Annotated in this window: 19 protein-coding genes and 1 riboswitch; of the genes, 9 read left to right on the top strand and 10 right to left on the bottom strand. The window is 64.6% G+C overall.

Annotated elements, in window-relative coordinates; translation table 11 throughout:
- Positions 1-157: 157 nt before the first annotated feature.
- Both PPGU16_RS17995 and PPGU16_RS17990 read left to right on the top strand, forming a co-directional pair.
- A complete protein-coding gene (locus PPGU16_RS17995; protein WP_180723995.1) occupies positions 158-916 on the top strand; it encodes a glutathione S-transferase family protein in 759 nt (252 codons plus the stop codon).
- Between the two features lie 136 nt (positions 917-1,052).
- Positions 1,053-1,691, top strand: a complete 639-nt coding sequence (locus tag PPGU16_RS17990) for a LysE family translocator (protein ID WP_180723994.1) — start codon at positions 1,053-1,055, stop codon at positions 1,689-1,691.
- A 22-nt stretch (positions 1,692-1,713) separates the two neighbouring features.
- On the opposite strand, the gene PPGU16_RS17985 is transcribed toward PPGU16_RS17990, so the two are convergent.
- The 4 genes from PPGU16_RS17985 to PPGU16_RS17970 form a co-directional block, all read right to left on the bottom strand.
- The gene (locus PPGU16_RS17985) at positions 1,714-2,697 is read right to left on the bottom strand and encodes a glycoside hydrolase family 191 protein (protein ID WP_180723993.1); all 984 of its coding nucleotides are present in this window, start codon (positions 2,695-2,697) and stop codon (positions 1,714-1,716) included.
- Positions 2,698-2,780: 83 nt separating this feature from the next.
- Entirely contained in the window at positions 2,781-5,099 is a 2,319-nt protein-coding gene (locus tag PPGU16_RS17980) for a putative bifunctional diguanylate cyclase/phosphodiesterase (protein WP_180723992.1), read from the bottom strand.
- A gap of 91 nt (positions 5,100-5,190) precedes the next feature.
- A complete protein-coding gene (locus PPGU16_RS17975; RefSeq protein WP_180723990.1) occupies positions 5,191-6,024 on the bottom strand; it encodes a class II glutamine amidotransferase in 834 nt (277 codons plus the stop codon).
- Positions 6,025-6,132: 108 nt separating this feature from the next.
- Positions 6,133-6,804, bottom strand: coding sequence for a MarC family protein (locus tag PPGU16_RS17970; protein ID WP_180723989.1), 672 nt, complete (start codon positions 6,802-6,804; stop codon positions 6,133-6,135).
- A gap of 312 nt (positions 6,805-7,116) precedes the next feature.
- Between PPGU16_RS17970 and PPGU16_RS17965 the strand changes: the two genes are divergently transcribed.
- Positions 7,117-7,329, top strand: coding sequence for a DUF3311 domain-containing protein (locus PPGU16_RS17965; RefSeq protein WP_180723988.1), 213 nt, complete (start codon positions 7,117-7,119; stop codon positions 7,327-7,329).
- Complete coding sequence (locus PPGU16_RS17960; protein ID WP_180723986.1) at positions 7,326-8,804, top strand: sodium:solute symporter family protein; 1,479 nt, start codon at positions 7,326-7,328, stop codon at positions 8,802-8,804. Before PPGU16_RS17965 ends, PPGU16_RS17960 begins: the two co-directional genes overlap by 4 nt.
- An 823-nt stretch (positions 8,805-9,627) precedes the next feature.
- Here PPGU16_RS17960 and cobM read toward each other — a convergent pair.
- The 4 genes from cobM to cbiE are packed head-to-tail and all read right to left on the bottom strand — an operon-like array spanning position 9,628 to position 13,386.
- On the bottom strand, positions 9,628-10,350 hold the full coding sequence (gene cobM / locus PPGU16_RS17955) for a precorrin-4 C(11)-methyltransferase (protein WP_180723985.1): 723 nt from the start codon (positions 10,348-10,350) through the stop codon (positions 9,628-9,630).
- Positions 10,347-11,084, bottom strand: coding sequence for a cobalt-precorrin-6A reductase (locus tag PPGU16_RS17950; protein WP_180723983.1), 738 nt, complete (start codon positions 11,082-11,084; stop codon positions 10,347-10,349). Before PPGU16_RS17950 ends, cobM begins: the two co-directional genes overlap by 4 nt.
- Entirely contained in the window at positions 11,081-12,178 is a 1,098-nt protein-coding gene (locus PPGU16_RS17945; RefSeq protein WP_180723982.1) for a cobalt-precorrin-5B (C(1))-methyltransferase, read from the bottom strand. The genes PPGU16_RS17950 and PPGU16_RS17945 overlap by 4 nt, the downstream gene beginning before the upstream one ends.
- Positions 12,178-13,386, bottom strand: coding sequence for a precorrin-6y C5,15-methyltransferase (decarboxylating) subunit CbiE (gene cbiE / locus PPGU16_RS17940; RefSeq protein ID WP_180723980.1), 1,209 nt, complete (start codon positions 13,384-13,386; stop codon positions 12,178-12,180). Before cbiE ends, PPGU16_RS17945 begins: the two co-directional genes overlap by 1 nt.
- An 88-nt stretch (positions 13,387-13,474) precedes the next feature.
- A riboswitch (cobalamin riboswitch) is annotated at positions 13,475-13,709 on the top strand.
- Between the two features lie 86 nt (positions 13,710-13,795).
- Here cbiE and cobG point away from each other — a divergent pair.
- From cobG to PPGU16_RS17915, 5 genes are all read left to right on the top strand, one after another.
- Positions 13,796-15,184, top strand: a complete 1,389-nt coding sequence (gene cobG, locus PPGU16_RS17935) for a precorrin-3B synthase (protein WP_243460630.1) — start codon at positions 13,796-13,798, stop codon at positions 15,182-15,184.
- Entirely contained in the window at positions 15,177-15,803 is a 627-nt protein-coding gene (locus tag PPGU16_RS17930; RefSeq protein WP_180723978.1) for a precorrin-8X methylmutase, read from the top strand. The genes cobG and PPGU16_RS17930 overlap by 8 nt, the downstream gene beginning before the upstream one ends.
- Entirely contained in the window at positions 15,804-16,562 is a 759-nt protein-coding gene (locus tag PPGU16_RS17925) for a precorrin-2 C(20)-methyltransferase (RefSeq protein WP_180723977.1), read from the top strand.
- Positions 16,550-18,289, top strand: a complete 1,740-nt coding sequence (gene cobJ, locus PPGU16_RS17920; RefSeq protein WP_180723976.1) for a precorrin-3B C(17)-methyltransferase — start codon at positions 16,550-16,552, stop codon at positions 18,287-18,289. The genes PPGU16_RS17925 and cobJ overlap by 13 nt, the downstream gene beginning before the upstream one ends.
- Before the next feature lie 162 nt (positions 18,290-18,451).
- Positions 18,452-19,399: a flagellar brake protein gene (locus PPGU16_RS17915; RefSeq protein WP_180723974.1), complete on the top strand. Its 948-nt coding sequence runs from the start codon at positions 18,452-18,454 to the stop codon at positions 19,397-19,399.
- Between the two features lie 102 nt (positions 19,400-19,501).
- On the opposite strand, the gene PPGU16_RS17910 is transcribed toward PPGU16_RS17915, so the two are convergent.
- Positions 19,502-20,644, bottom strand: coding sequence for an OmpA family protein (locus tag PPGU16_RS17910; protein WP_180723972.1), 1,143 nt, complete (start codon positions 20,642-20,644; stop codon positions 19,502-19,504).
- A 50-nt stretch (positions 20,645-20,694) separates the two neighbouring features.
- Positions 20,695-25,668: an ESPR-type extended signal peptide-containing protein gene (locus PPGU16_RS17905; RefSeq protein ID WP_180723971.1), complete on the bottom strand. Its 4,974-nt coding sequence runs from the start codon at positions 25,666-25,668 to the stop codon at positions 20,695-20,697.
- Positions 25,669-25,982: the final 314 nt, after the last annotated feature.

Here is a 25,982-nt window from a genome sequence, read left to right as displayed (position 1 = left end):
TGTTTTCGTGGCGACAACAATCCACGCGTCGCGCTGGCACGAAAGTCAACGCGCGCCGAACTGGCCAGATTCACCGCAGACCCGCGTGCCTGTACGATCCCGATTGCGCGCCCACGCGCGGCGCACGCGGCAGCACAACGGCGTATGAGAGGCCTTCATGATCGTTTACAAGTTCGGGGACGGTTCCGGCTCGATGCCGCCCGATCTCAGTCCGTTCGTCGTCAAGCTCGAAACGTGGCTGAGACTCTCGGGCATTCCGTACGAAGGACGCATCGGCAATCTCAACGCGATGCCGAAAAAGAAGCTGCCCGTCGCGGAGATCGACGGTGTGACGATCTGCGATTCGTCGGCGATCATCGGCTATCTGCAACGCCGTTATCCGGGTGCACTCGACGACGCGCGGCTCGATCCACGGCAACGCGCGCAATCGGCTGCGATCAAGGCGCTCCTCGAAACGCATCTGTATTTCGTGGCCGTGTATTTCCGTTGGGCCGTCGACCGCAACATGGCGATCTATAAGCCGATTCTGGCCGAATACGCGCGGCTCACCGCGCCGCCGCCCGTCCGGTCGCTGGTCGGCGCGCTCACGCCGCTGCTGTTGCCCGTGGTCCGTCGCAAGGTGCTGCGCCAGGCGTGGGAGCAAGGCACGGGACGGCACAGCTACGACGAAGTCGCGCGAATGGGCATCGAAGGCTGGCAGGCCGTCGCCGATCTGCTCGGCGACCAGCCCTTCCTGCTCGGTAACGAGCCGACGACGATCGACGCAACCGGCTTCGCGTGGGTCCACACGACAGTCGCGCATCCGTTCGAAAGTCCGGTGCGCGATTTCGTCTCGCAGCATCCTGCCTTGATGGCGTATCACGAGCGGATCGCCGAACGCTGCTGGCCGGACCTGATACGAGCGGCGCGACGCTGAATCCCTGCGCAACGCGCCTGCACTGTCAGGAACCGTCAGTGCCGCTGGCCCGCCCTGCGAACCGCGAAGTGTCTATTCCGCACGACGCGCGCAGCAGCGACAATCTCCCCTCGCCTCATTCTTCCGGGCCCATCCCATGACCAGCCTTCCGATGCTGTCCGCGAACGTCCTGTTCGCCTATTCCGCGTATTTCGTCGGCACGGCGAGCCCCGGCCCGAGCAATCTGGCCATCATGTCGATTGCGAGCACGGACGGGCGCAAGGCCGCGTTCGCGTTCGCCGCGGGTGTCGTGTGCGGCTCGTGCTTCTGGGCGATGCTGGCCGCGCTCGGGCTGTCGGCGGCGCTGCTGGCGTTCTCGGGAGCGATGGTCGCGTTGAAGATTTTCGGCGGATGCTATTTGCTGTGGCTCGCGTTCAAGTCGGGCCGCTCGGCATGGCAGCCGCGTGCTGCCCGGACGCAGGCGGCGGGAACGCATCTGCCGTTGCGCCGCATCTACGCGCGCGGCTTGCTGCTGCATCTGACGAACCCGAAGGCGATTCTGGTGTGGATTTCGGTGGTGGCGCTCGCGTCGCCGGCGAGCGGCGGCGCGCAACATATGCTGACCATCGTCGCCGGATGCCTCGCGATCGGCATGCTGGTGTTCGGCAGCTACGCGGCGCTCTTCTCGACACCGGTTGCGCGCCGCGTGTATCTGTCGATTCGCCGCTGGCTCGACGGCGGCCTCGCGATCGTCTTCGGCCTCGCAGGGTTGAAGCTGTTGACGTCGCGCGCGTGATCGGCCGAACCGCGCGCGTCCGTTACTTCTCCCAGTAGCACACCACGCCCTGCTTCGCGCTGGCGTCGGACGCATACGGCACGAAGCCTTTGGCGCGGCTGCGCGCAAACACGCGGCGTGTCTTCGCCGCCGAATCGCAGTCACCGACATAATCGAGCGTCGCGATCCAGAACGCGTGTCCATTCGGCCTGAGCGCCAACGCTTTCCACGCGGCCAGTTCCGCTTCCGCCGCGGCGTCGTACTTCGGCGCATACACCTCTTCATGCGCGATTCCGTCGAGCAGCGATGCGAACGCGATGCCGCCCGTCATGCCTTCGCGCGTCGTGCGTCCCGTCGCGTTCTGCATCACGAACACGAGCGCCGGATATTTCTCGCGCAGCTTGCGCACGAGATCGAGGCCGCCTTGCGCGCACACGGCGTCACACGGGCCGTTGCGCGTCGACGTGCCGTGTTCGACGATTTCGAGGTTGTCGAGATAGAAGCCGTCCGAACCCTGCGCGACCAGACGCGGCGCGACGTAATCGACGATGAGCCGCTGGTAAGCGGCATTCGACAGATTCATCCACGTCTCGTGCCGGTAGCCGCGATACGTGCCTGCATGCGCCGCCTTGTTCGCCTCGCATGACACGAAGCCTTCCGGCACGTCGCGCCAGTACGAGCGATACGTCTCGCACGATCCGAGGTTCAGGTAGCTCAGCACGATATTGCGGCCGTCGTTCTTCAGCGCGGCGACTTCGGCGGGCGTGAAGTTGTCGGCGTCGGGATCGAGATCGACGTCGATGACACGGAAGGTCGACGCCGCGCGTGCCACGCTGCCGAGCGCCGCGGCGTCGCCGTAGTACGACATCCACGGCGATGGGTCGAACGCGCGGGTCTGCACGAGGTCAGTGGATCGATCCGCAGGCTGCGATGGCGGCGCAAGCTCGCTCGCGCCAGCCAGCGACAACATCAACGCCGCAACCAGCCCGACACCATACCGCCGTGCGGCTTCAAACGCGCATTTCAACTCTCCGTCCACGCATCGCTCGCAAGGGAAAAAACGAGCGCCAGTGTAACCGCCCCGCGTGAACGAACGTATCGCCGCACCAATCAGATGCCCGCCTGCAGCCGCTGCGCCTCACGCGCGAACTCACCCGGCACGACGGGTCGCCCGAACAGATAGCCCTGCTGCCGCTCGCAGCCGATCGAGCGCAGAAACGCCGCCTGCTCGCTCGTTTCGACGCCTTCGGCCGTCACGTTCATGCCGAGCGAATGCGCCATCGCGACGACGGCATGCGTGATCGCCACGGCATCGCGATGCTCGGGCAAGCCCGCGACGAACGACCGGTCGACCTTCAGGCTATGCAACGGAAAGCGCTTCAGATACGACAGCGACGAATAGCCGGTGCCGAAATCGTCGACGGAAATGCGCACGCCCATGCGCGCGAGCGTCGTCAGCAGCGGCATGACGGCGTCGCTGTCGCTCATCAGCACGCCTTCCGTGATCTCCAGTTCGAGCGCCGACGCCTCCAGGCCCGCGTGCTCCAGGCTCAGCGCCACATGCTCGATCAGTTCGCCGTTGATCTGCCGCGGCGACAGGTTCACGGCCATCATCAGATGCGGCGTAATCGTTCTGCGCCACTCGACGGCCTGCAGACACGCGTTCTCCAGCACCCAGCGGCCGATGTCGATGATGAGGCCGGTATCTTCGGCGACGGGAATGAATTCGGCGGGCGACACGTGTCCCAGTTCGCCGTTATGCCAGCGCAACAGCGCCTCGGCGCCCACGATGCGCCCCGTCGCCCCTTCGACGATCGGTTGATACGCGAGACTCAGTTCGTCGGCGACGAGCGCGCGCCGCAGCGACTGTTCGATTGCGAAGCGCCGTTGCAAACGCTCGCTCAACTCGGCGGTGAAGAACTGGAAGTTGTTGCGGCCGCGCTGCTTCGCGTCGTACATCGCGGAGTCGGCGTTGCGCATCAGCGTCTGCGCATCGCGCCCGTCGTCGGGGAACAGGCTGATGCCGATCGACGCGCCAAGGTAATACTCGTTGCCGCCCACCGCGAACGGCATCGCGATCGTGTCGAGCACGCGCTGCGCGAGCGAAGTCAGGAACGATGCGTCGCCGTAGTCGCCCGTCGCGATCACGAACTCGTCGCCGCCGACGCGCGCGAGCGTGTCCTCGCTGCGCACGCAGCCCGCTAGCCGCGCGGCGACACTGCATAACAGCGCATCGCCCGCTTCGTGGCCGGCGATGTCGTTGACCTTCTTGAAGCCGTCGAGATCGACGAACAGCACGGCCAGTCGCGTGACTGCAGGTTGAGCGTCCTCGGCTTCATGCCCTTCGACGCCCGCATGCGGCGCGAGCAGCGCACTCATCCGGTCGGCGAGAAACGCGCGGTTGTACAGCCCCGTCAGCGAATCGCGGGTCGCGAGATGCTGCAGTTGCGCGCGCGCCGAGCGCACCGCGCTGATGTCGTTGAACGACACGAGCACGGCGTTCGGCTCGGTCTCGCCCGGCTTGATGATGGGGACGACGTTCTCGGTGATCCAGATCGATTCGCCGCAGGTCAGCTCGAGTCGCAGCGTCATGCCGACCACGGGTTTCCCGGTGCGCAGCACGCGCTGCGTCGGCTGCTCGCCCGACTCGACCAGCGAGCCGTTTTCCCAGTACGCGGCGCGAATCACCTTGTAGATGTCCTGGCCGATCACTTCACCCGAGGCGCGCAGCATGCGCCGCGCGCTCGGATTGCAGGCGAGCACGATGCCGTCGCGCGTCTGCACGACGATGCCTTCGTTCAGGTGATCGACCACCAGCCGGTGATGCTCCTCGCTTTCCGCGAGGCGCTTGCGCATCAGATCCTGATGAATCGCCAGGCCGACGCTCTGGCCGATCTCGTGCAGCAACGCATGTTCGTCTTCGTCCGGACGCCGCTGCCGGTCGTAGTAGACGCCGAACGCACCGAGCACCTGGCCCGCATCGTCCTCGAAGGGCACCGACCAGCAGGCATGCAGCCCGAGCGGCAGCGCGAGATGCCGGTAGTCCGCCCACAAGGGATCGCTGCCGATATCCTCGACGATCACGAGCCGCCGGTCGTGCATCGCCGTGCCGCAGGAACCGGCGGACGGGCCGATCGCCATGCCGTCGATGGCCGCGCTGTACTGCGCCGGCAGCGACGGCGCCGCGCCGACGCGCACGGTGACGCCATCGGTGTCGAGTACCAGGATCGAGCACCGCGCGCCCTCGCCAAGCAAGGTTTCCGCGCGGCGGCACACTTCCGCCAGCAACTCGGGCAACGGCGTGCTGCGCGTGAGCAGGCGCAATACGCTCTGTTCCGACGCCAGCACCTCGGCGGCCAGATCGGACCGGCGGCGAGTGCTTTCGGATGGCTTGTCAGTCGCGATGTCTGCAGTCACTGGACGACTCATGGTTGCACTCCCTTCATGCAACAACGGCAGACGGGCGCGCGCCGCGTATCAGGGTTTACGCGGATCACGTGACCGTGGACGTGCAACGGTGCTACGTTCCATGCGGATCGAATGGCCGTGTCTCGATCCCGCCGCGTTTCGCGACGATCGCCGTCGATTCCGGTATTTCCTCCCACCAGCCTTCCAGGTCGACGAGCGGCTCGGATAGCACGAGGAACGCGTCTGCGCCGACGGCAGCGAGACGCGGATCATCAGGATACAACTCCATCAGATGACGGATCGACGTGCTGTGATAGAGCGAGCGCGACTGCCGCTCGCTCGAATAGCGCGCCGACACGATCTGCTCGCCGTCTGTCGCGCAGACGGTCATGTTCAGCGGTGCCTCGATGCCGTGCCGTCGCCCCGTCTCTTCGACGAAACCGGCCATGCGCTCCAGCGCGAGCACCGGGTCGATTTCGAGCCCGAAGGTGAGCGCGAGAAAGAACATGACTTCGGAATCCGTCGAGCCTTCGATCGACGCGAACAGGTCCGGGTCGATGCCGAGCATCAGGTCGCGCCGCACTTTAGGATAGTCGCGTATCAGACCGTTGTGCATGAAGAGCCAGCGGCCGTAGCGGAACGGATGGCAGTTGGTTTCCTGCGAAGGGGTATCCGTCGCCGCGCGGATATGCGCGACGAACAGCGACGCGCGCACGGCCCGCGCGGCGTCGCGCAGATTGCGGTCGCTCCACGCGGGATGGGCGCAGCGATAGCGGAATGGAATGTCGGTCGGATGGCCGTACCAGCCAACGCCGAAGCCGTCGCCGTTGGTAGTCGTTTGCCCGAGCCGTGAATGCAGGCTCTGGTCGATCAGCGAATGCTTGGCCCGGAACAGCACGGCTTCGAGCTGAATCGGGTTTCCTGTGTAAGCCAGCCAGCGGCACATGATCGCTCTCCTTGATGAAAAACGCCTACGCCTGCGCCGGTTTCAAACGGTTCACATCCGCCCGATCACCGCCGGGTCACGCCCGCTTCGTATCCGCCACCCATTGCGTCAGCCGCCGGCCCGGCCACTGGCGATCGGCCCAAGAAACTCGGCCAGCCCCGTCAGGATGATCTGCACGCCGATGCACAACAGCAAAAATGCCGACACGCGCAATGCCACCTTGGTGCCTTCCTTGCCCAGATAACGGCCAAGGGTCGCGGCATGGTTATACGTGAACCAGACCGCGAGCATGACAAGAAACGAAATCGTCACGGACGCGATCGACGACATCACGAACTCCGACAGCTTGTGGCTGCGGTTCGCGTTCAGCGCGATGGCCGTCGCCATGGTGCCGGGGCCTGTGGTGAGCGGCACCGTCAACGGAAAGAAGGCCTTCGACATTGCGTTGTCGGGATCGACGGGTTTGACGGCGGCTTCGTTCGGTTGACGTTCCGGCGCATTGAGCATATTCCACGCGCTCACGGCCACGGCCAGTCCGCCGCCGATGCGCAGCGCTTCCATCGAAATGCCGAAGAAATGCAGGATCGGCGTGCCGACAAAGAATACGACCAGCAGCACGAAGAACGCATTGATGGACACGCGTTTGGCGAGCGCGGCACGTTCCGCGTCCGTCAGGGAATCCGTGCGGTCGAGAAACACGAAGGCGATCGCGATCGGATTGATGATGCTGATCAACCCGGTGAAGCCAAACAGGATCTCCGAAATCAGGCTCGAAATCATCGATGGATTTGCTCTTTGATGGTTTTGTTTTTTGCGCCGCGCAACGGAGCATGAAGGCCGAACAGTGTAAATGCAACGAATTCCGCACGCCACGCGAGAGGCACCTTCTTCATGCAATGCAGCACGCCGGCGATGCATGCCGATGCCCACGGGCACTGCGTTTGCGCACATTCCTTTCAATATACCTGCATATTTTTGGCGACCTTTACCGGAATGTGGCAAGAGGCATACAGTCGGTGCGCGGCACCCCAGTCGTTGCTTCAGGAATTGACGTTCATCGAGACCGGCTCATTCTCATTCGAGGAGTTGTCCATGTCATTTCGTCTGCTCGCCGTGCTGCCGTTCATCGGCATTCTGCTCGGCGTTCCGTTCGTCAACCGCGTCGAGCCGCTCGTGCTCGGCATGCCGTTCGTACTCGCATGGATCGTCATGTGGGTCGTGTTGAGCTCGATCATCATGGGCATTATCTACCGGCTCGATCCGGTGAACCGGCAGGCTTCGCCCGGCGAGGAGGTGCGTTCATGAGCAGCGCCCTCGCAATCATCGTTGCCGTCACGCTGTTCGCGCTGTATCTCGGCGTGCGCGCCCGCCGCGGGCATGACATGAGCCTGGAACAATGGACGGTGGGCGGCCGCAGCTTCGGCACCGCCTTCGTGTTCCTGCTGATGGCGGGTGAGATCTATACGACGTTCACCTTCCTTGGCGGCAGTGGCTTTGCGTATGGCAAGGGCGCGCCCGTCTATTACATCCTGGCGTACGGGACGCTGGCGTATGTGCTGTCGTACTGGATGCTGCCGCCTGTCTGGCGCTTTGCGAAGGCGCATCGCCTCGTATCGCAACCGCATTTCTTTACGCGCAAGTACGACAGCGCGTCGCTTGGGGTGCTGGTCGCCATCGTCGACGTCGCGGCGCTGATTCCGTATCTCGTGCTGCAGCTCAAGGGGCTTGGGATCATCGTGTCGACGGCTTCGTATGGCGCGATTTCATCGTCGGCGGCGATCTGGATCGGCGCGGCGGTGGTGACGATTTACGTGATCGTGTCGGGCGTGCGCGGCTCGGCGTGGAATTCGGTCGTCAAGGACATGCTGATACTGGGCATCGTGCTGTTTCTCGGTATCTATCTGCCGATGCATTACTACGGCGGCCTCGGGCAGATGTTTCATGCGATCGATGTGGCGCGGCCCGGGTTTCTCACGTTCCCTGAGAAGGGGTCGAGCGTTACGTGGTTTCAGTCGACTGTGCTGCTCACGGCGCTTGGGTTCTTCATGTGGCCGCATACGTTCGGTTCTGTGTTCACCGCGAAGGATGAGCGCATCTTTCGGCGTAATGCGATTGTGTTGCCGCTCTATCAGCTGATTTTGCTGTTCGTGTTTTTTGTCGGCTTTGCTGCGGCGCTGAAGGTGCCGGGACTCAAGGGCGGCGATATCGACTTATCGTTGTTCAAGCTGTCCCTGCAGACGTTCGATCCGTGGTTCGTCGGGGTGATTGGTGCAGCTGGCGTGCTGACGGCGCTGGTGCCCGGCTCGATGATTCTCACGACGGCTTCGACGCTGCTTGCCAATGATATTTATCGCGGGCTCGTGCAGCGGAATGCTTCTGATGAGACTGTTGCGAAGCTTGCTCGCGTGTTTGTTCCTGTTGTTGCGCTTGTTGCGGTTCTTTTTACGCTGCACGGCGGGGAGACCATCGTTGCGCTGCTTTTGATGGGGTATAGCTTTGTGACTCAACTGTTTCCTGCTGTTATTTGCAGTCTTGCGCCGCGGAATCGCGCGACCCGGCAAGGGGCTTTTTGCGGAATTCTGGCTGGCGTTGCCGTCGTTGCTGTGACCACTATCTTCAAGATGAGCGTCGGGCAGTTGATGCCGTTTTTGCCGGATGCGCTGAAGGACGTCAATATCGGGTTTGTTGCCCTGGCGGTGAATGTCGTTGTGTTTGTTGTGGTGAGTGCGGTTACGCAGACGCAGGCTCAAGGGGAGCAGTCTCGCGTGCAGACGAGGTAGGGGTTTGTTTTTTTTTGTTGCTGGCGGCGCCTTTTTGTTGTGGTTTGCCTGGGGCGGCGCTGGCGTCCGCGGTTTGCCTTCTCGCGGCGAGCGGTTTGGTTTTGGTTTGGTTTGGTTTGCCTGTGTTTGCGCTGGCATCCGCGATTTGTTATCTGGCTTCAGGCGTCGCCCCTGTGCGGGGCGGCACCTACTTTTCTTTGCCGCCGCAAAGAAAAGTAGGCAAAAGAAAGCGGCTCACACCGCCAGCCCATGTTCCTATCCACGGGCCCCCAACATCCCCATCCTTCACACGGCAACGTCTTGGCTGGTGCCTGTTGCCAACGCTTCGAATGAATGCCTCACCCGCTTCAAGCACCCGTACAACGGCCAGCGGCAGCGAATGGTATGTGCCGCCCAGGTGGCAAACTGTGTGTAGGTTGTCGCGTCGTTTAGGCTGGGCTCTTACAACGTGGAGCGCGTGCGCTATCGGTCCGGAGTGAGGCGTGTGAGGTACTGCGGCCTGCACACAGTTTGCCACCTGGGCGGCCGTGGACTGTCTGGCAAGGCTTGCTGTAGCGCGGGAGCGTGAAGCGGGTGAGGCGCTCATTTAGAGCGCTAGCAACGAACGTCGGTCACGTGGTTGCCGGTTGAAGCGTAAGACCCTGTGGGGGCCCTCAGGCAAATACAAGAACTGGCGGTGTGAGCCGCTTTCTTTTGCCTACTTTTCTTTGCGGCGGCAAAGAAAAGTAGGTGCCGCCCCGCACAGGGGCAACGCTTGAGGCACCAATAACAAATCGCGGATGCCAGCGCAAACACAAGCAAACCACCCCCAACAACCCCTCACTCACCTCGAGTACAAAGTCGAATCCGCAAACCCCTCCGCATCGAGCACATACCCAACAAGAATCAACGCGGTACGCTGAATATCAGTCACCTGCACCTTGGCGACAATATCAGCAAGCGTACCAACGACCTTCTCCTCATCCGGCCAACTAGCCCGATAAACCACGGCGACGGGACAGTCGCCCCCATAGTGAGGCATCAGCTCATCGACAATAGAAGCAATATGCCGCACCCCAAGATGAATCGCCATCGACGCCCGATGCCGCGCAAGATCGGCAAGTTGCTCGCCCTCCGGCATCGAAGTCTTCCGCGCATAGCGGGTAAGAATCACCGTCTGCGACACATCCGGCAACGTCAACTCGACACCAAGCGAGGCCGCGCAGGCCGCCGTCGCCGTCACGCCCGGCACGATCTCATACGGAATGTCAAGCGCCCGCAATCGACGAATCTGCTCTCCAATCGCGCCATACAACGACGGGTCACCCGAATGCACGCGCGCCACGTCCTGCCCTTTCGCATGCGCATCGGCGAGCAGCGCGACAATCGCATCCAGATCGAGCTCGGCCGTGTTCACCACCTTTTCAGCGACATTGCCGCTCAGCACGGCTTCGGGCACCAGCGAGCCAGCGTAAAGAATCACCGGGCACGTGCGCACCAGACGCTGCCCCTTCACCGTGATCAGTTCAGGATCACCCGGTCCCGCGCCGATAAAAAACACCGTCATTTCACAGCACTCCAATCTTCTTCGTTCAATGCGCGCAGCAGTTGCGCCGGACTGTCGAACTCGCGATCGACCTCGGGCAACGACGGACGCCGCATCATCACCACGGGCACCCTCAGTTCGCGCGCGACGTCGAGCTTCGCCTGCGTCGCCGCGCCTCCACTGTTCTTCGTCACCAGCACATCGATGTGGTTCAGTGCGAACAGCGCCCGCTCGCCGTCGATGTCGAACGGGCCGCGCGCGTCGATGATGCGCGCACGCTCGTTGCCCGGATGCGCGTCGAGACAGCGCACGATCCAATACTGATGCGCAGGTATCTCGTCGAGATGCGCGAGCGGCTCGCGGCCCGACGCGAACAGCACGCGCCGAAACGGCCGGATCGCATCGACCAACGCATCCCAGCCATCGACCATCCGCCAGTCGTCACCTGTCTGCGGCGTCCAGCCCGCGCGGCGCAGCGCCCAGCACGGCACCCCGGTCTCGCGGCATGCGGCCGCCGCATTCGCGCTCATTTGTGCGGCATACGGATGCGTCGCGTCGATCACGAGCGCAATGCCTTCGCTTTCGATAAACCGCGCAAGCCCTTCGCTGCCGCCAAAGCCGCCGACGCGCACTTCACACGCCAGCCCTTCCGGCACGCGCCCAAGCCCCGCGAGGCTATAGACATGCTTCGGCCCGAGTTGCCGCGCGATCTGCAATGCGTCGCCCGTACCACCGAGCAATAACACACGCGTCATCGTGCCACTCCGATGATGTTGCCCTGCCGGTCGATTGCGAACATCTCGACTTCGACCGACGCGGGCACGATTTCCCGCGCGACGTCGCGCGCGCGTGCACAGACGATATCGCCGAGCGGCACGCCTTGTTTGCGCGCCATCGCGAGCGCTTCCTGGCTCGTGTTCGCGCCGACGATGGCAGCCTGCAACGCGGCGTCGCTCGCGGCATGTTGCGCCGACCACGCAGCGAGCTGCGGCAAGTCGATGCTCGAATGGCGGCTGTGCAGATCGAGATGCCCCGCCGCGAGCTTGCTCAGCTTGCCGAAGCCGCCGCACATACTGAGCTTGTCGACGGGCGCGCGCTTCAGATGCTTGAGCACCGCGCCCGCGAAGTCGCCCATTTCGATCAGCGCGATATCGGGCAACTGGTAGTACGCGCGCATCGCGTCCTCGCTCGCATTGCCCGTGCACGCGGCGATATGCATGTAGCCGTTCGCGCGCGCCACGTCGATGCCCTGATGGATCGACGCGATATACGCCGAGCACGAGAACGGCCGCACGATGCCCGTCGTGCCGAGTATCGACAGACCGCCGATGATGCCCAGGCGCGGGTTCATCGTCTTCTGCGCCAGCGCCTCGCCGTTCTCCACGCCGACCGTCACTTCGAAGCCGCCCGCATAGCCATGCTCGGCCGCGAGTTCGGTCAGATGCGCGGTCATCATCTGCCGCGGCACCGGGTTGATGGCCGGCTCGCCGACGGGCAGCGTGAGGCCCGCGCGCGTCACCGTGCCGACGCCAGGCCCCGCATGAAAACGCACGCCGGGTTCATCGGCAAGGCGCACGCGCGCGAACACCACGGCGCCATGCGTGACGTCGGGATCGTCGCCCGCGTCCTTGATCGTGCCCGCTTCGGCTGAATGCACATCGTCGCGCAGGCGGCAGAATACGAGCTTCATCGGCACATGCTGGCCTTTTGGCAGCACGATTTCCGCGACATCGCTCGCAATGCCCGTCAGCAGCAGACGCGCCGCCGCCAGCGACGTCGCCGTCGCGCAGCTTCCCGTCGTGTAGCCACTGCGTAGCGGCGCGGGCTGTTCGGGCGTTTCGTCGCGCATCACGGTTTGCGGCTGTCGAGTAGCGTGATCGGCAGCGCGGAACGCCACGTCTCGAAGCCGCCGAGCGCCTGCGCTTCGGCGAGCGCGATACGCGTCAGCGTGCCGCCATGCTGCGCGCGCCACGCGACGAGCGCCGCCTCGCCTTCGAGCGTAACGGCGTTCGCAATCAGCCGTCCGCCCTGTTTCAGCGCGCGCCAGCAGGCATCGAGCACGCCATCCACCGTCACGCCGCCGCCGATGAAAACCGCGTCAGGCGCGGGCAGCCCTTGCAATGCGTCGGGCGCCTTGCCTGCGACCAGTTGCAGTCCCGGCACGCCGAGCGCATCGCGATTGTGCTCGATGAAACGCTGGCGCTCCGCATTCGCTTCGATCGCAATCGCGCGGCAGGTGGCGTGCGCGCGCATCCATTCGATACCGATCGATCCGCAGCCCGCGCCGACGTCCCACAGCAGTTCGCCGGGCGCGGGCGCGAGGCGTCCGAGCGTCAGCGCGCGCACGTCGCGCTTCGTCAACTGGCCGTCGTGGCGATAGGCGTCGTCGGGCAGGCCGGGCGTCAGCGCGAGCCTTGGCGCATCCGACGAGGCATCGCGCCGGCAATCGAGGGCAATCACGTTCAGCGTCGCCGTTTCGCCGATCGACCAGTCGTGCGCGCGAACGTCGATCAGGCGTTCGGACGCGTTGCCCAGATGCTCCATCACGATCATGCGCGTCGCGCCGAAGCCGCATTCGACGAGCCACGCAGCCACGGCGGCGGGCGTCGCGCCGTCCGCGCTCAGCACGAACACGCGCGCGCCATCGTGCAGATGCGTCTGCAACGCGGCAAGCGGCCGGCCAACCAGCGACACCGTCGCCACGTCCTGCAACGGCCAGCCAAGGCGCGCCGCCGCCAGCGACACCGACGACGGCGCGGGCAACACGCGCAATTCATCGGCGGGAACGTGGCGGGCGAGCGTCGCGCCGACGCCGTAGAACATCGGATCGCCGCTCGCCAGCACGCACACGGGCGTATCGCGGCGCGCGAGCACGGGCACGATGTCGAACGGATGCGGCCACGGCTCGCGCGCGGCGTTCAGGCACACGGGCAGCATCGCCAGATGCCGCTCGCCGCCATAGATCACCGATGCGTCGATCAGCGCGCGCCGCGCCGTTTTCCCCAAACCGGCAAAACCGTCATCGCCCATTCCCACCACGGTCAGCCACGCCGACATGCGTCCGTCCTCATCTGCTTGCTGTACTGAAAACGCTGCTGCGGGCCGTGTTTCAAGGCTGCGGCATCGTTGTGCTGTTCGAAAAAAGGCATAATACCCGTTCGCCGGTGCCTTTCGGGGCCTAAGAGGGAACACACATCACTGCGATGACCGTGACTGCCCCCGCAACTGTATGCAGCGAGTCCACGCCAATTTGCGCCACTGGTGATACCGGGAAGGCCGGTGTGGACGTTGACCCGCAGCGCTTTGCATGGGACCAGAGTAAGACGCTAAAGCGTCAACTCTGGTCGACACAGGAAACCTGCCGGCCAACAGTTCGTGCCAGCCAACATCGGGCGGGGTGTACCGATGCCGAGCCGCTCTCTTTCGAGACGCCCGGGCCGTCGCGCGACGCTTACCCGGTGATGTCTTGAGCCACGCTTTCCATTCGTCCGACGCTTCCGCCTTGCGCCCTTCGGCTTGTCCGGGGCTGCTGCGCATCGTGCCTGCGCTCGACGGCGGCATCTGCCGCGTGAAGCTGGCGGGCGGCGAGTTGAGCGCAATGCAGGCGCTGGCCATCGCCAATGTAATCGACGAACACGCGTCGGGGATCGTCGACATCACGAATCGCGCGAATCTGCAATTACGCGGCGTGAAGCGCGGCCATGAAGACGCGCTCGTTGCGGCGCTGCTCGACGCGGGCCTCGGTCCGCAGAACACCGGGCACGCCTTCGCCGACGACGTGCGCAACGTGATGACCAGCCCGGTTGCGGGCCGCGATGCTAACGCGTTATTCGACACAACCGTACTCACCCGCGATCTGCTCACGCTCCTGCAAAGCGACACGCGTTTCGCCGCGCTGTCGCCGAAATTCTCGCTGATGCTCGATGGCGGCGAGCGCCTGATGATGCTCGATCATCCGCACGACATCTGGTTTTCGGCGCTGCCGCATCCCGAGCGTTCGGACGTGTTGTTCGCGTTCGGCCTCGCGGGATGTCCGCCCGTTGTTGCGGAACATGAGAGCGCATTCGCCGCCGTCGCGGCTTCGGATCTTGCAACGTTCGCGCGCGCGCTCGTGCACACATTCCTGGACCTCGCCGCGCCGGACGATACCCGCATGCGCGACCTGCTCACCGCGCATTCCGCGCAAAGCATCGTCACGCACGCCGAACGCAAAAGCGGCGTACACGTGCTGCGCGACGCATCGATCCAACATTGGCGCCGCGAACCGGCTGATGCATCGCGAAGGCTCGGCGCGCATCGACAAAACGACGGCGAGCGCAGGCATGTCGGCGCCCAGCCCGCATTGGGCCGCATGACCAGCGCGACATTGCGCGGCCTCGCCGAACTCGCACGCGGCAATGAGCGCGCGACGCTGCGCATGACGCCATGGCAAAGCGTACTGCTCACCGACATCGACACAACGAACCTCGACGCCACATTGCACACGCTCGAAGCGCTCGGCCTCGCCACCACTGCTGACCATCCGCTGACCCGCGTGATTGCGTGCGCCGGCTCGACCGGCTGCGCGAAGAGCCACGCGGACACGAAAGCCGACGCACTGAAGCTCGCCGCTCACGTGCCCGACCCTACGCAAGTGCATCTCAGCGGTTGCCCGCGTTCATGCGCAGCCGCGCATCGCGCGCCCTACACCCTGCTCGCAGTGGCCGACGGCCATTACGACCTGTACCACACACACGACCCGCGCGATCCCAACGGCTTCGGCCGATGCATCGCGCGCGGTCTGACGATCGACGAAGCCGCGGACGTGCTGCAAGCGTCCGCCCTTCCCCCAACTGATGAGCCATTCGATGCTTGACTACATCCGCGACGGACAGGAAATTTATCGCCAGTCGTTCGCGACGATACGCGCGGAAGCCGACCTCTCGCGCATTCCCGCCGACCTCGAAAAGCTCGCCGTGCGCGTGATCCACGCGTGCGGAATGGTCGATATCGTCGGCGATCTGCGCTTTTCGGAGGGCGCGGGCCGCGCCGGGCGCCACGCGCTCGCCAACGGCGCGCCGATCCTCTGCGACGCACGCATGGTCGCCGAAGGCATCACGCGCGCGCGCCTGCCCGCCCGCAACGACGTGATCTGCACGCTGGCCGATCCATCCGTGCCTGCCCTCGCGCGCGAGATGAACAACACCCGCTCGGCAGCCGCGCTCGAATTGTGGCGGCCGCATCTGCAAGGCAGCGTCGTCGTGATCGGCAATGCGCCGACCTCGCTCTTTCATCTGCTCGACATGCTCGACGGCGGCGCGCCCCGCCCCGCGCTGATTCTCGGCTTCCCGGTCGGCTTCATCGGCGCGGCGGAATCGAAGGCGATGCTCGCCGCCGATAGCCGCGGCGTACCGTTCGTCGCCGTGCAAGGCCGGCGCGGCGGCAGCGCGATGGCGGCGGCCGCCGTGAACGCGCTCGCATCGGAGGACGAATAAATGAGCGGTCAGGCGAACAGCACGGGCGGGCGTCTCTTTGGGCTCGGCGTCGGCCCCGGCGACCCGGAACTGATCACGTTAAAAGCGCTGCGGCTCCTGAAGTCGGCGCACGTGGTTGCGTACTTCGTCGCGAAGGGCAAGAAAGGCAACGCGTTCTCGATCATCGAATCGCATCTGTCGAGCGAACAGGAACAGTTGCCGCTCGTCTACCCCGTGACGACGGAGGCGCTCGAGCCACCGCTGTCGTATGAAGCGATCATCGCCGACTTCTACGACACGGCCGCCGAAGTGGTCGCGAAGCACCTCGACGCTGGCCGCGACGTGGCCGTGATCTGTGAAGGCGATCCGTTCTTCTACGGCTCGTACATGTATCTGCACGACCGGCTCGCGAACCGGCTTGCGCCGCGCTTCGACGCCGAAGTGGTGCCCGGCGTGTGCTCGATGCTCGGCGGCGTCGCCGTGCTCGGCCAGCCGCTCGTGTATCGCAACCAGACGCTGTCGGTGCTGTCGGGTGTCCTGCCCGAAGATGAACTCAAACGGCGGCTGGCCGATGCCGATGCCGCCGTCGTGATGAAGCTCGGCCGCAATTTCGACAAGGTGCGCCGCGTACTTCATGAACTCGGTCTCGCGGACCGCGCGCTCTACGTCGAACGCGCAACGATGGCCAACCAGCGCATCGTGCCGCTCGCCGACGTCGATCCGATGGCGTCGCCCTACTTCTCCCTGCTCGTCGTGCCGGGGGAAAAATGGCAAGGATGACGACGCCGCCCGCCATCGTGATACTCGGCGTCGGCGCGCAGGCAACCGCGCGGCGCGTCCAGGCCCGCTACGAAGGCGCGCAGGTGCACGGGCTGCAAGGCCGCGTGACGGACGCGGACGTGAGCTTCAGCGAACTCGGCGTGCATCTGGGCGAGCTGTACGCAAGCGGCACGCCGATCGTCGCGCTGTGCGCGGCGGGCATCGTGATCCGCTGCCTTGCGCCGCTGCTCGCGAACAAGGGCATCGAGCCGCCCGTGCTGGCCGTCGCCGAAGATGGCAGCGCCGTCGTGCCGCTGCTTGGCGGGCTGTCGGGTGTCAACACGATGGCGCGCGAGATCGCCGCTGCGCTCGACGTGCCGCCCGCGATCACGACCAGCGGCGAACTGCGGTTCGGCGCGTGCGTGCTCAATCCACCCGACGGCTATACGCTCGCCAGCCTCGATCAGGGCAAGCGCTTCGTGTCCGATCTGCTCGCGGGCGAAGCAACGCGCATCGAGGGCGACGCGCCGTGGCTCGACGGCGTGCAACTGCCGCGCGCCGACGATGCGCAACGCGCGATCCGCGTCACACCGCTCGCGTGGAGTGGCGCAGCGGACGAACTGGTGATTCATCCGCGCAGCGTCGCAGTCGCAGTCGCAGTCGATGCAACGGCAACGGGCGATGGCCTGCATGAGCGCATCCTCGATGCAGCGCGCGCGCAGGGACTCGCCGCTACGTCGCTCGCGGTGCTGCTCGCGCCTTTGTCGCTGATGGGTAACCCCGCGCTTCAACGGGCTGCGACCGCGTTGCAAGTCGCCTTGCGCTACTCCGCCGAGCCAGGCGCACCCGGCCACGCGGTCGACATGCTCAACCAGACCCTGCGCGTTCCACACACGACGCTCGCGGCCGACACCAAAACGCCGATTGCTTTCGCCGTCGCCCATGCGCCGCTCGATCCCGCGACAGTCGGCCGTGCGCGCGGCAAGCTGAGCGTGATCGGCCTCGGACCCGGCGACGCGTCGCTGCTGGCGCCCGCCGCGCGCGCGGCGCTGGCGCAGGCCACCGACATCCTCGGCTACGAAACCTACGTCAAAATGGCTGGCCCGTTCCGCGCGGACCAGCGCGTGCACGGCACGGACAATCGCGAGGAAATGCAGCGCGCCCGCCATGCATTCGAGCTGGCGAGCGCAGGACGGCGCGTGGCGATGGTCTCATCAGGCGACCCGGGCGTGTTCGCGATGGCAGCCGCTGTGCTCGAAGCGCTCGACGACGCCCGCGACGAGCCGCAATGCGCCGCGTGGGCCGCCGTCGAACTGGAGATCGTGCCGGGCATCTCCGCCGCGCTGGCGACGGCCGCGCAGGCCGGCGCGCCGCTCGGCCACGATTTCTGCATGCTGTCGCTATCGGACAATCTGAAACCGTGGTCGATCATCGAAACCCGCTTGCGGCATGCCGCCGAAGCCGATCTGGTGATGGCGTTCTATAACCCGATTTCGCGCGCGCGCCCGTGGCAACTCGACAAGGCGCTCGATATCGTGCGCGCGTTTCGTGCGCCGAAAACGATCGTGGTACTCGGCCGCGATATTGGCCGGCCAGGCGCGACATTGAAAACAAAGACGCTATCAGAACTGAAATCCGCCGATGTCGATATGCGGACGATGGTGATAATCGGCTCGTCGACGACGCGCGTGTTCCGCCCCGCCGGAAGCGGCCAGGAATGGGCATATACGCCGCGTTGGTATGAATAACCGCCGATTTTAACGTTTGCTTCGCAATAAAAAAGACCCGCTATTGATAATGCATATCGCAAGCGAATGGCGAGTTGATGTAGTGCTAAAAAATAAAATTAAAGTTTTTTCAGCGGACGACGTATACAGCGGTTAACAACGACCAACGCTTTATCGACCATCATGCAAACCAGTGAAGACACCGTCGACGACGCCGCGAGCGCGCCCGTCGCTACGCGCCAGCTTTCACCCGACGCGGTGCCCGTCGGCGCACCGCTCGAGTTTCCGATCGTCGATAGCGATGGCGCTCTGTTGTTCGAGCGCGGCGCGGTCGTGATCGGCGCGGACGAGCATCGCTTTCTGTTCCAGCATTTCAGGCCGCATCGCGGCGATCTCGGCGACGCGAACGACGGCACGGCCGCCGCGCAAGGCGCAGCCAAACCCGGCGAAGCGGAAGCGCCGACGCTCAAGGAAATGCATCTGACGATCGGCGCGCTGATCGGCGTGCGCTCGCAGGTCGGCATGGGCGCGCCGATGCATCCGTCGCGCATCATCGGCTTTGCGCCGAACGAGTCGCTGTTCGTCACGCCGCCGCTCGTCGACGGCAAGCCGATGCCGCTCTCCGTCGGCGAGAACGTCGAGATCGTCGCGATCGCGAGCCAGGCGGTGTTCCGCTTCGTGTGCACCGTTGATTCCGTCTGTCAGGTGCCGTTCCACTATCTCGTGCTGTCGAAGCCGGGCGTGGTCCGCCGGCTGCGCGAGCGCAAGTCGGTGCGCGTGCGCGCGAGCCTGCCGCTGCGCTTCAGCGTCGAAGCGCAAGGCGCGGGCTACGAGAGCCTCGGCCTCGTGCAGAGCGTGAGCGCGATGGGCATGTCGTTTTCGGCTCCGTGGACGGTCGGCGAAGTCGGCAAGCGCATCCGCGTCGCCTTCACGCTGCGCTCGAAGGACATGGAGACGCCCATCGAAACCACGGCGACGATCCGCAACGTGCAGCCCGGCTCGAAGCCCGGCGATCCTGCCACCCACGGCATCGAGTTCGAACAGATCGATCAGGTCGAGCAGATGGCGCTGAAGGTCTATGTATTCGACCGCATCGACGATGTGATCTTCTGGACGAGCGGTCCGAAGTAAGTTTTGTCGTTGCGCTCGCGGATTAAAAAAACGGCCCGGTCATCTGCATGACCGGGCCGTCTGGTTTGTGGGCCGCCTCGACGGCAGCGGCCCTCGTGAACGCTACTGCTGAGCTGGCGGCTTTTGCAGCGATTGCGGCACCAACTGCCACTGCTGTCGCTGCGGCGGCTGTTGAAGCTGCTGCAATTGCGGTTGCTGCGATTGCGACTGCTGCAGCGGTTGCTCCTGTTTCATCTGCTGCGGCCGTGGTGACTGCGGCGCTGCGGATGCAGCTGGCACGGCTGAAACCGATTGCCCGCTCACGCGAATCTCCACACGTCGGTTCGGCGCCAGACACGCGATCACGGCGGCAGACTTCCGTCCCGGACAGGTCGCGATCGGCGCCGTCGATCCCGCGCCGCGCACGTCGAAGCGCGCGGGGTTCAGCCCGCGTTCCTTCAGTGCGTCCGCTACAGCCTGCGCACGGCGCCGCGACAGGTCGCGGTTGTGCGCGACCGAGCCGAAGCGGTCCGTGTAGCCGATCACCGTCACGACGTCGACCGATTGCACGCGCTTCAGATCTGTTGCGAGTGCGTCGATGGCGGTAATGCCATCCGGCTTGAGCTTCGCGCTGTCGAAATCGAACAGCGCATCGGCCGACAACGAGATCGGCGTGGCGGCGTCGACGACAGGCGGCGGAGGCGGCGGTGGCGCGCAATGATCCAGTTCCTGATTCACCTGCATGCTCAGCGTTTCCGCGCGCTCGATCGCTTCCCAGCCGTGCACCCAGTGCGTGCCGTGCGTCTCGTCCTGTTCTTTCCAGACTTCATCGGTCAACGCCAGCAGGCGCCCTGCCGACTCGCCCTTGCACGTCGATGCCGACGCCCGCGCGTTGGTGGCTTCGATCGCGCGGATTGCCTGCACCCACTTGTCGCGCGTCGGCCAGTTCTTTGCCGTGTACAGCGGCTCCCACGGCACGCTCTGGTCGATCAGGTAGCGGGCGTTGCCCAATGCCCGTTGCGCGGCATTGTTATAGACGCGCGAAACCAGCACGTGACTGTCCTGACGCCCGGCGATTTCGAGGAAGCCTTCCGCCACACCGCGACGGTAGGGATCCGCGATCTTCTGCGCGGCAGGCATGAGCGCCTCGGCCTGGCTCCCGATGCTGGCCGCGAACGCAGGCGCGGCAAATCCCGCCGTAAACGCCGCCGCAAGCGCCGCAGCCAACGTGAAGCGCGCGGTTCCGCGTAATGTTGGTTTTCTCATAGATTTCTCCACGTCCGCCGCACCTGGCGCGCGGCGGACGTATCAGGCCATCAGAAGCCGATCGTCACGCCTGCCGACGCGCCGGTGCTGGCACCGTTGCCCGTGGCGCGCGTCACGTGTGCGTTCACGAGGACGCGATCGTTGACCCAGTAGTTCGCGCCGACGGCGACGGCTGCCGCTCCGCCATAGGTGCCGGCTGCCGCCGACATCTGGAAGTTGCCTTCCGCACGCGCATTCGGGATCAGCGAGGTCGCTGCCATCGCCGCAGCACCCAGCGAGTTCATCTTGTTGTTCATCTTGTTGAACTGGTTGTCGGTGTACGCGTTGGCCGACTGCACCGCCTGGTTGCCGACCTGCGCCAGCGCTTCCGTCATCTGCCCGACATTGACGGCATCGCCCGCTGCCGTGCCGTTGGCGACATTGGTGATGCGGCGCTGCTGCGCCGCCGAGCCGACCGACACCGTGTTGTCCTCGGTCGCGACGGAGCCCGCGCCGAGTGCCACGGCATTGCTGCCGCTGGCCGTGGCGTTTGCACCGAGCGCCACGGCATTGGTGCCCGTCGATTGCGCGGCGAAGCCCGTCGCGACAGACTGGACGCCGCTCGCCGAGGACGTGGCGCCCATCGCCGTCGCATGCGTGCCGCTCGCCGTCGCGCCTTCCGTGTTGCGATCGCCATTGGCGGCGAACATCGGGTCCACGCCCGGCCCAACGTCGACGATGGCCGAACTGATCGCGTCGTTCATCTGCTGCACGTTCACTGCGTCGCTGGACGACTTGCCTGCTGCGACGTTGTGGATCACCGTCGACGAAACGCCATCGCCGCCCAGCGAGATGCCGCTGTAGTCGGTGACTGTCTTGCCGGTGTCGTCGGTCTTCGTGTCGTAGGTAACGGCCGTCTTTGTCGAGCCATCACCGTTGATGATGCCTGCGTCCTTCAACTGCTTGAGGTTGACGGCGTCCGTATCTTCCGTGCCGGCCGCGACGTTGGTGATCTGCCGGGTCTGCGCAGCGGAACCGACCGATACGCTGTTCGCCCGGTCCGCAACCGAACCCTGGCCCAGCGCAACCGCGTTGCTGCCCGTCGCTGTCGCCCCCGCCCCGAGCGCGACGCTCTTGTCGGAAAGCGCCTGGGCGCCCGAGCCCATCGCAATCGAGCCCGCGCCTTGCGCCAGCGCGCCGCCGCCGATCGACACCGACTCCAGGCCCAATGCCTGCGCATCCGCGAGCGTCGAATTAGCGTGGAAGTATTTGATGCCCGTCCCCGTGTTGATGTTGTTCAACACGTTGTTGATGTTGAGGATATCGCCGCTCAGGTTGGTGATGTCCGTCGTGTTCTGCGCCACGCGCGTATCGAGATTCGTGAGCGCGTCGCCGACCGAGCTGACGGTCGCGCCGTTCAACGTGTAGTGAGGCTTGCTTATGGTGCCGTCGCCATTCACCGTCGCATCGCCGCCGAGCGCCTGCGCCGCCGAGTTGGCCATGCCGTAGAGCTGCGCGCCGTTCACCGCGTCGGCGCTCGTCGCACTCACGTCGCCATCGAGCAGCCCTGTCAGTTTGCGCTTGCCCGCCGTGCCGCTGAAGTCGACGACGTTGCCGCCGGTTGCGTGCGCGACTGTGATCGTGTCGCCGTCCTGCTGTACGAGACCGATACCGCCTTCGTTGATCTGCGTCTGCAGGTTCGTGATGTCGGTCGAATTGCTGAACACACGGGCATCGAGATTCATGATCGCGCCGCCTATCGTCGTGACCGTCGAGCCGCCGATGATATACGTCGGGTTGGTGATCTTGCCCGTCGACGGATCGAACGTCGAATCGCCGCCAATCACACTTGCCGTCGAAGCCGCCACGTTGAACAACTGCGTGCCGTTCACTGCGTCGAAACTCGATGTATTCACAGCGCCCGCTGCGACGCCCGTCAGCTTGCGCTTGCCTGCCGTGCCGCTGAAGTCGACCACGGTGCCGCCCGTTGCGTGCGCGACCGTGATCGTGTCGCCGTCCTGCTGCACGAGACCGATACCGCCTTCGTTGATCTGCGTCTGCAGGTTCGTGATATCGGTCGAATTTGCGTACAGACGGGCATCGAGATTCATGATCGCGCCGCCTATCGTGGTGACCGTCGAACCGCCGATGACAAACGTCGGGTTCGCGATCTTGCCCGTCGACGCGTCATACGTCGAGGTGCCGCCAATCACGTCCGCGATGCTCGCGCCCTCGGCATTCACCTTCGCGTCTTCGGACTTGAGCTGGCTCAGGTTCACCGCATCCGTCGCGTTCAGGCCCGCCGCGAGGTGGGTGAGGCGGCGCTCGCTGTCCTGCGCCCCGATCGACACCTCACCCACTGCCGTACCCCCCGATAGCGTGGTGCTGCCGGGGTTGAAACCCTGCGTGCCGAGTGTCGTCGAGTTCGCCACCGAGTTCGCGCCCAACGCCACCGAGTTCGCCGTCGTCGCCTTTGCATTGCCACCTATTGCGACGGCGTCCTGCCCCGCCGCCGTCGAATCGTCCAGCGCCGAGTTCGCGTGGAAATACTTGATGCCCTCGCCGTTGATGATGTTGTTGATCGAGTTGTTGATGTAGGTGATGTTGTTGCCCAGATTCACGATGTTCTGGTTGGTCGCGTACAGCTGCGAGCCATTTACGGCATCCGTGCTCGTCGCGCTGAGGTCGCCTGCCTTCAGCTTCGAGATCTTCGTGCCGCCCGAACCCTGCAACAGGATCTGCGTCTTCGAATCGTCTTCGTAGGCGACACCGAGCGGGTTGCCCGTGGTCACCGCATTGTTCAGTGCCGTCAGCGCGTCGCCCACGTTCGTGAACGTACCGCCGCTGACCGCGTAACTCGGCCTGAACATCGGATCGTTGCCGGGAACATAGGTCGCCGAACCGCCCAGCGCCGCTGCGGCAGCCGCGCCCAGACGATTGACCTTGTCATCTTCCGTCGCCAGCTGGCCGACGTTGACGGCATCGGTCGAAGCCGAGCCTGCCGCGAGGTTCGTGATGCGGCGCTGCGCGAACTGCGCGCCGACGGAGACTTCGCCTACATTGTTGACGGCTGCCGTCGTGTTATAGCCCGTCGGCGCGAACGGCGTGCTCGCAAGCGTCGTCGAGTTCGCCACCGAATTCGCGCCCAGCGCCACCGAGTTAGCCGTCGCCGCCGTTGCGTTGCCACCTATGGCGATCGAGTCCTTGCCCACGGCCATCGAATCGTCCAGCGCCGAGTTCGCGTGGAAATACTTGATGCCGCCGCCGATGAGAATGTTGTTCACCGTGTTGGTGACGTTCGTCACGTTGCCCGTGGTCGCCGTCTGCGCGGCGTCGAGCTTCGAGATCGCGGTGCCGACATCGGAAATGCCCGTCTGACCTTGCACCGTATAGCCCGGCGCGACAACGGCACCCGTGGTTGCGTTGACCGTTGCGCCGCCGCCCAGCGCGACCACCGCGCCGGACAGCTGCGACACGTTCACGGCGTCGGTGCTCTTCGTCCCGGCCGCCATGTTGACGATCTGCCGCTGCTGCGCCTTGCTGCCGACCGACAGCACGTTCGCGCGGCCGTCGTCCGAGCTTGCGTAACCCAGCGTGACGCTGTTGACGCCGACGGCCACGATGTCCTTGCCGATCGCCATCGTGTTGACGCCGCCGACAGCGACGTTATTGCCGATCGCGATCGCGTTGTCCTCGTCCGCTTCCGTGCCGTTGTTGCCAATCACGATAGCGTTGTTCGCGTTCGCTGAAACACTCGTCCCAATCACGACAGTGTTGTTGCCGCTGAGCGCGATATTCTGACCAACGCCGACAGAAGCCGCCGAGCCCACCTGCACGTTGTCGCCAATCGCGAGCGCGTTGTCCGCCGTAGCTGCCGTGTTCAGGCCGATGGCCATTGCGTCGACACCCGTCGCCTTGATCATGCCGCCCTTGTCGGTTGGACCGGACGCCAGCAACTGATCGGGCGGAAGACTCGACGTCACGCCGAGCAGCGCCAGACTGGATACGACGGGCAATGGCGTCGAACCGCCCGGCGTCGACGATGTGAGCACGCCGTTCTGGCTCGAGCCTTGATTCTGGGCTTTCACTCCCGCATTCAGATTGGCCATTGCCGCGGCGATATCCGCGCTCACCTGACCGACAGTGGCGGCATCCGTTGCGTTCACGCCGTCCACAACGTTGACGATACGGCGCCCCGACGTGGCACTGCCCACGGCGAACGTATTGGGCGCGGACGTTGCCGAACCGAAACCGACCGCGACCGAATTCAACCCTTGCGCCCGCGCACCCGCGCCGATTGCGAGCGCGCCGCTGCCGTTGGCAAACGCGTTGCCGCCGATCGCAATCGAGTCCGTGCCTGCCGCCTGCGCGATGCTTGCACTCGTATTGCCGAACTGGATGTACTTCAGTTGTGGGTTGATGCCGTTCACGATGCCCGACAACGCATCGCCCACGTTCGAATAGGTCGCGCCCGCCACGTTGTACGTCGGCTGCTGAATCGAACCGTCCGCGTTGACCGTCGCACCGCCTCCCAGTGCCTTCGTGACGCCTGTCAGCTGCGCCACGTTGACGGCATCGGTCGACGACGTGCCCGCCGCCAGCGAGATGATCTTGTTGTTATTCAGACTCGTGGTGTTGTAGAGATTGATGCCACCTGGCCCCTTGAGGTTCAACTGGTTGGTGTTCCAGTCGTCAAACACGGCAGCGACCCCGCCGGCGCCGTTCATGCCGTTCTGGTCAGCATTCGAGCCCAGGTAGAAGTTGTAATGCACATAGCTGCCCGCGACAGTCGCCGCATTACAGTCGATCGACGACTGCCCTACATATCCGTGAGCCCAGCCGATTCCACCTGATGCCCCGCCTTGAGGACAGAGCAGGATGGCACCGCCCGCGAACGCTGCTCCGCTGTATGACCCGGCGCCCAGTGCGACGAGCGCCAGCACACTCTTTGCCGCATTCCGCTTTCCACGTGCTTTGGAATTCTCCTGCGCAGCCACCCAGGTGCCAGTTGCTTCGTTCCAGACGGATCGATACGTCTTATTCATTCGCAATCCTGTTTATTGATGTCAAAGAGGACCTGAACAGGTGACGCGCGTGACGGTCACCGAGGTCGTCAGCTCTCGCAGATCGACGCGCCTTTACCTGTCGACCTGCCGGCGCGTAGCCCCCGACGCTTCGCTACGGCCGTACGAATTCCTCGACCAGGCAATATGTAGCCGAAGGTGCGGAGAACGTTAAGAGAGCGTCAAGGATCACGAAATCGGACTATTCCTAAGCTCGGAGAATTGCATTGCTTTTACAAGCATTCCTACATATATAAATGTCTATCCTGACACTGCTGGAATCGCATTTCGAGGCA

Source organism: Paraburkholderia largidicola, assembly GCF_013426895.1.
GTDB classification, from domain to species: domain Bacteria; phylum Pseudomonadota; class Gammaproteobacteria; order Burkholderiales; family Burkholderiaceae; genus Paraburkholderia; species Paraburkholderia largidicola.
This window is presented reverse-complemented; position numbering and strand designations above follow the sequence as displayed.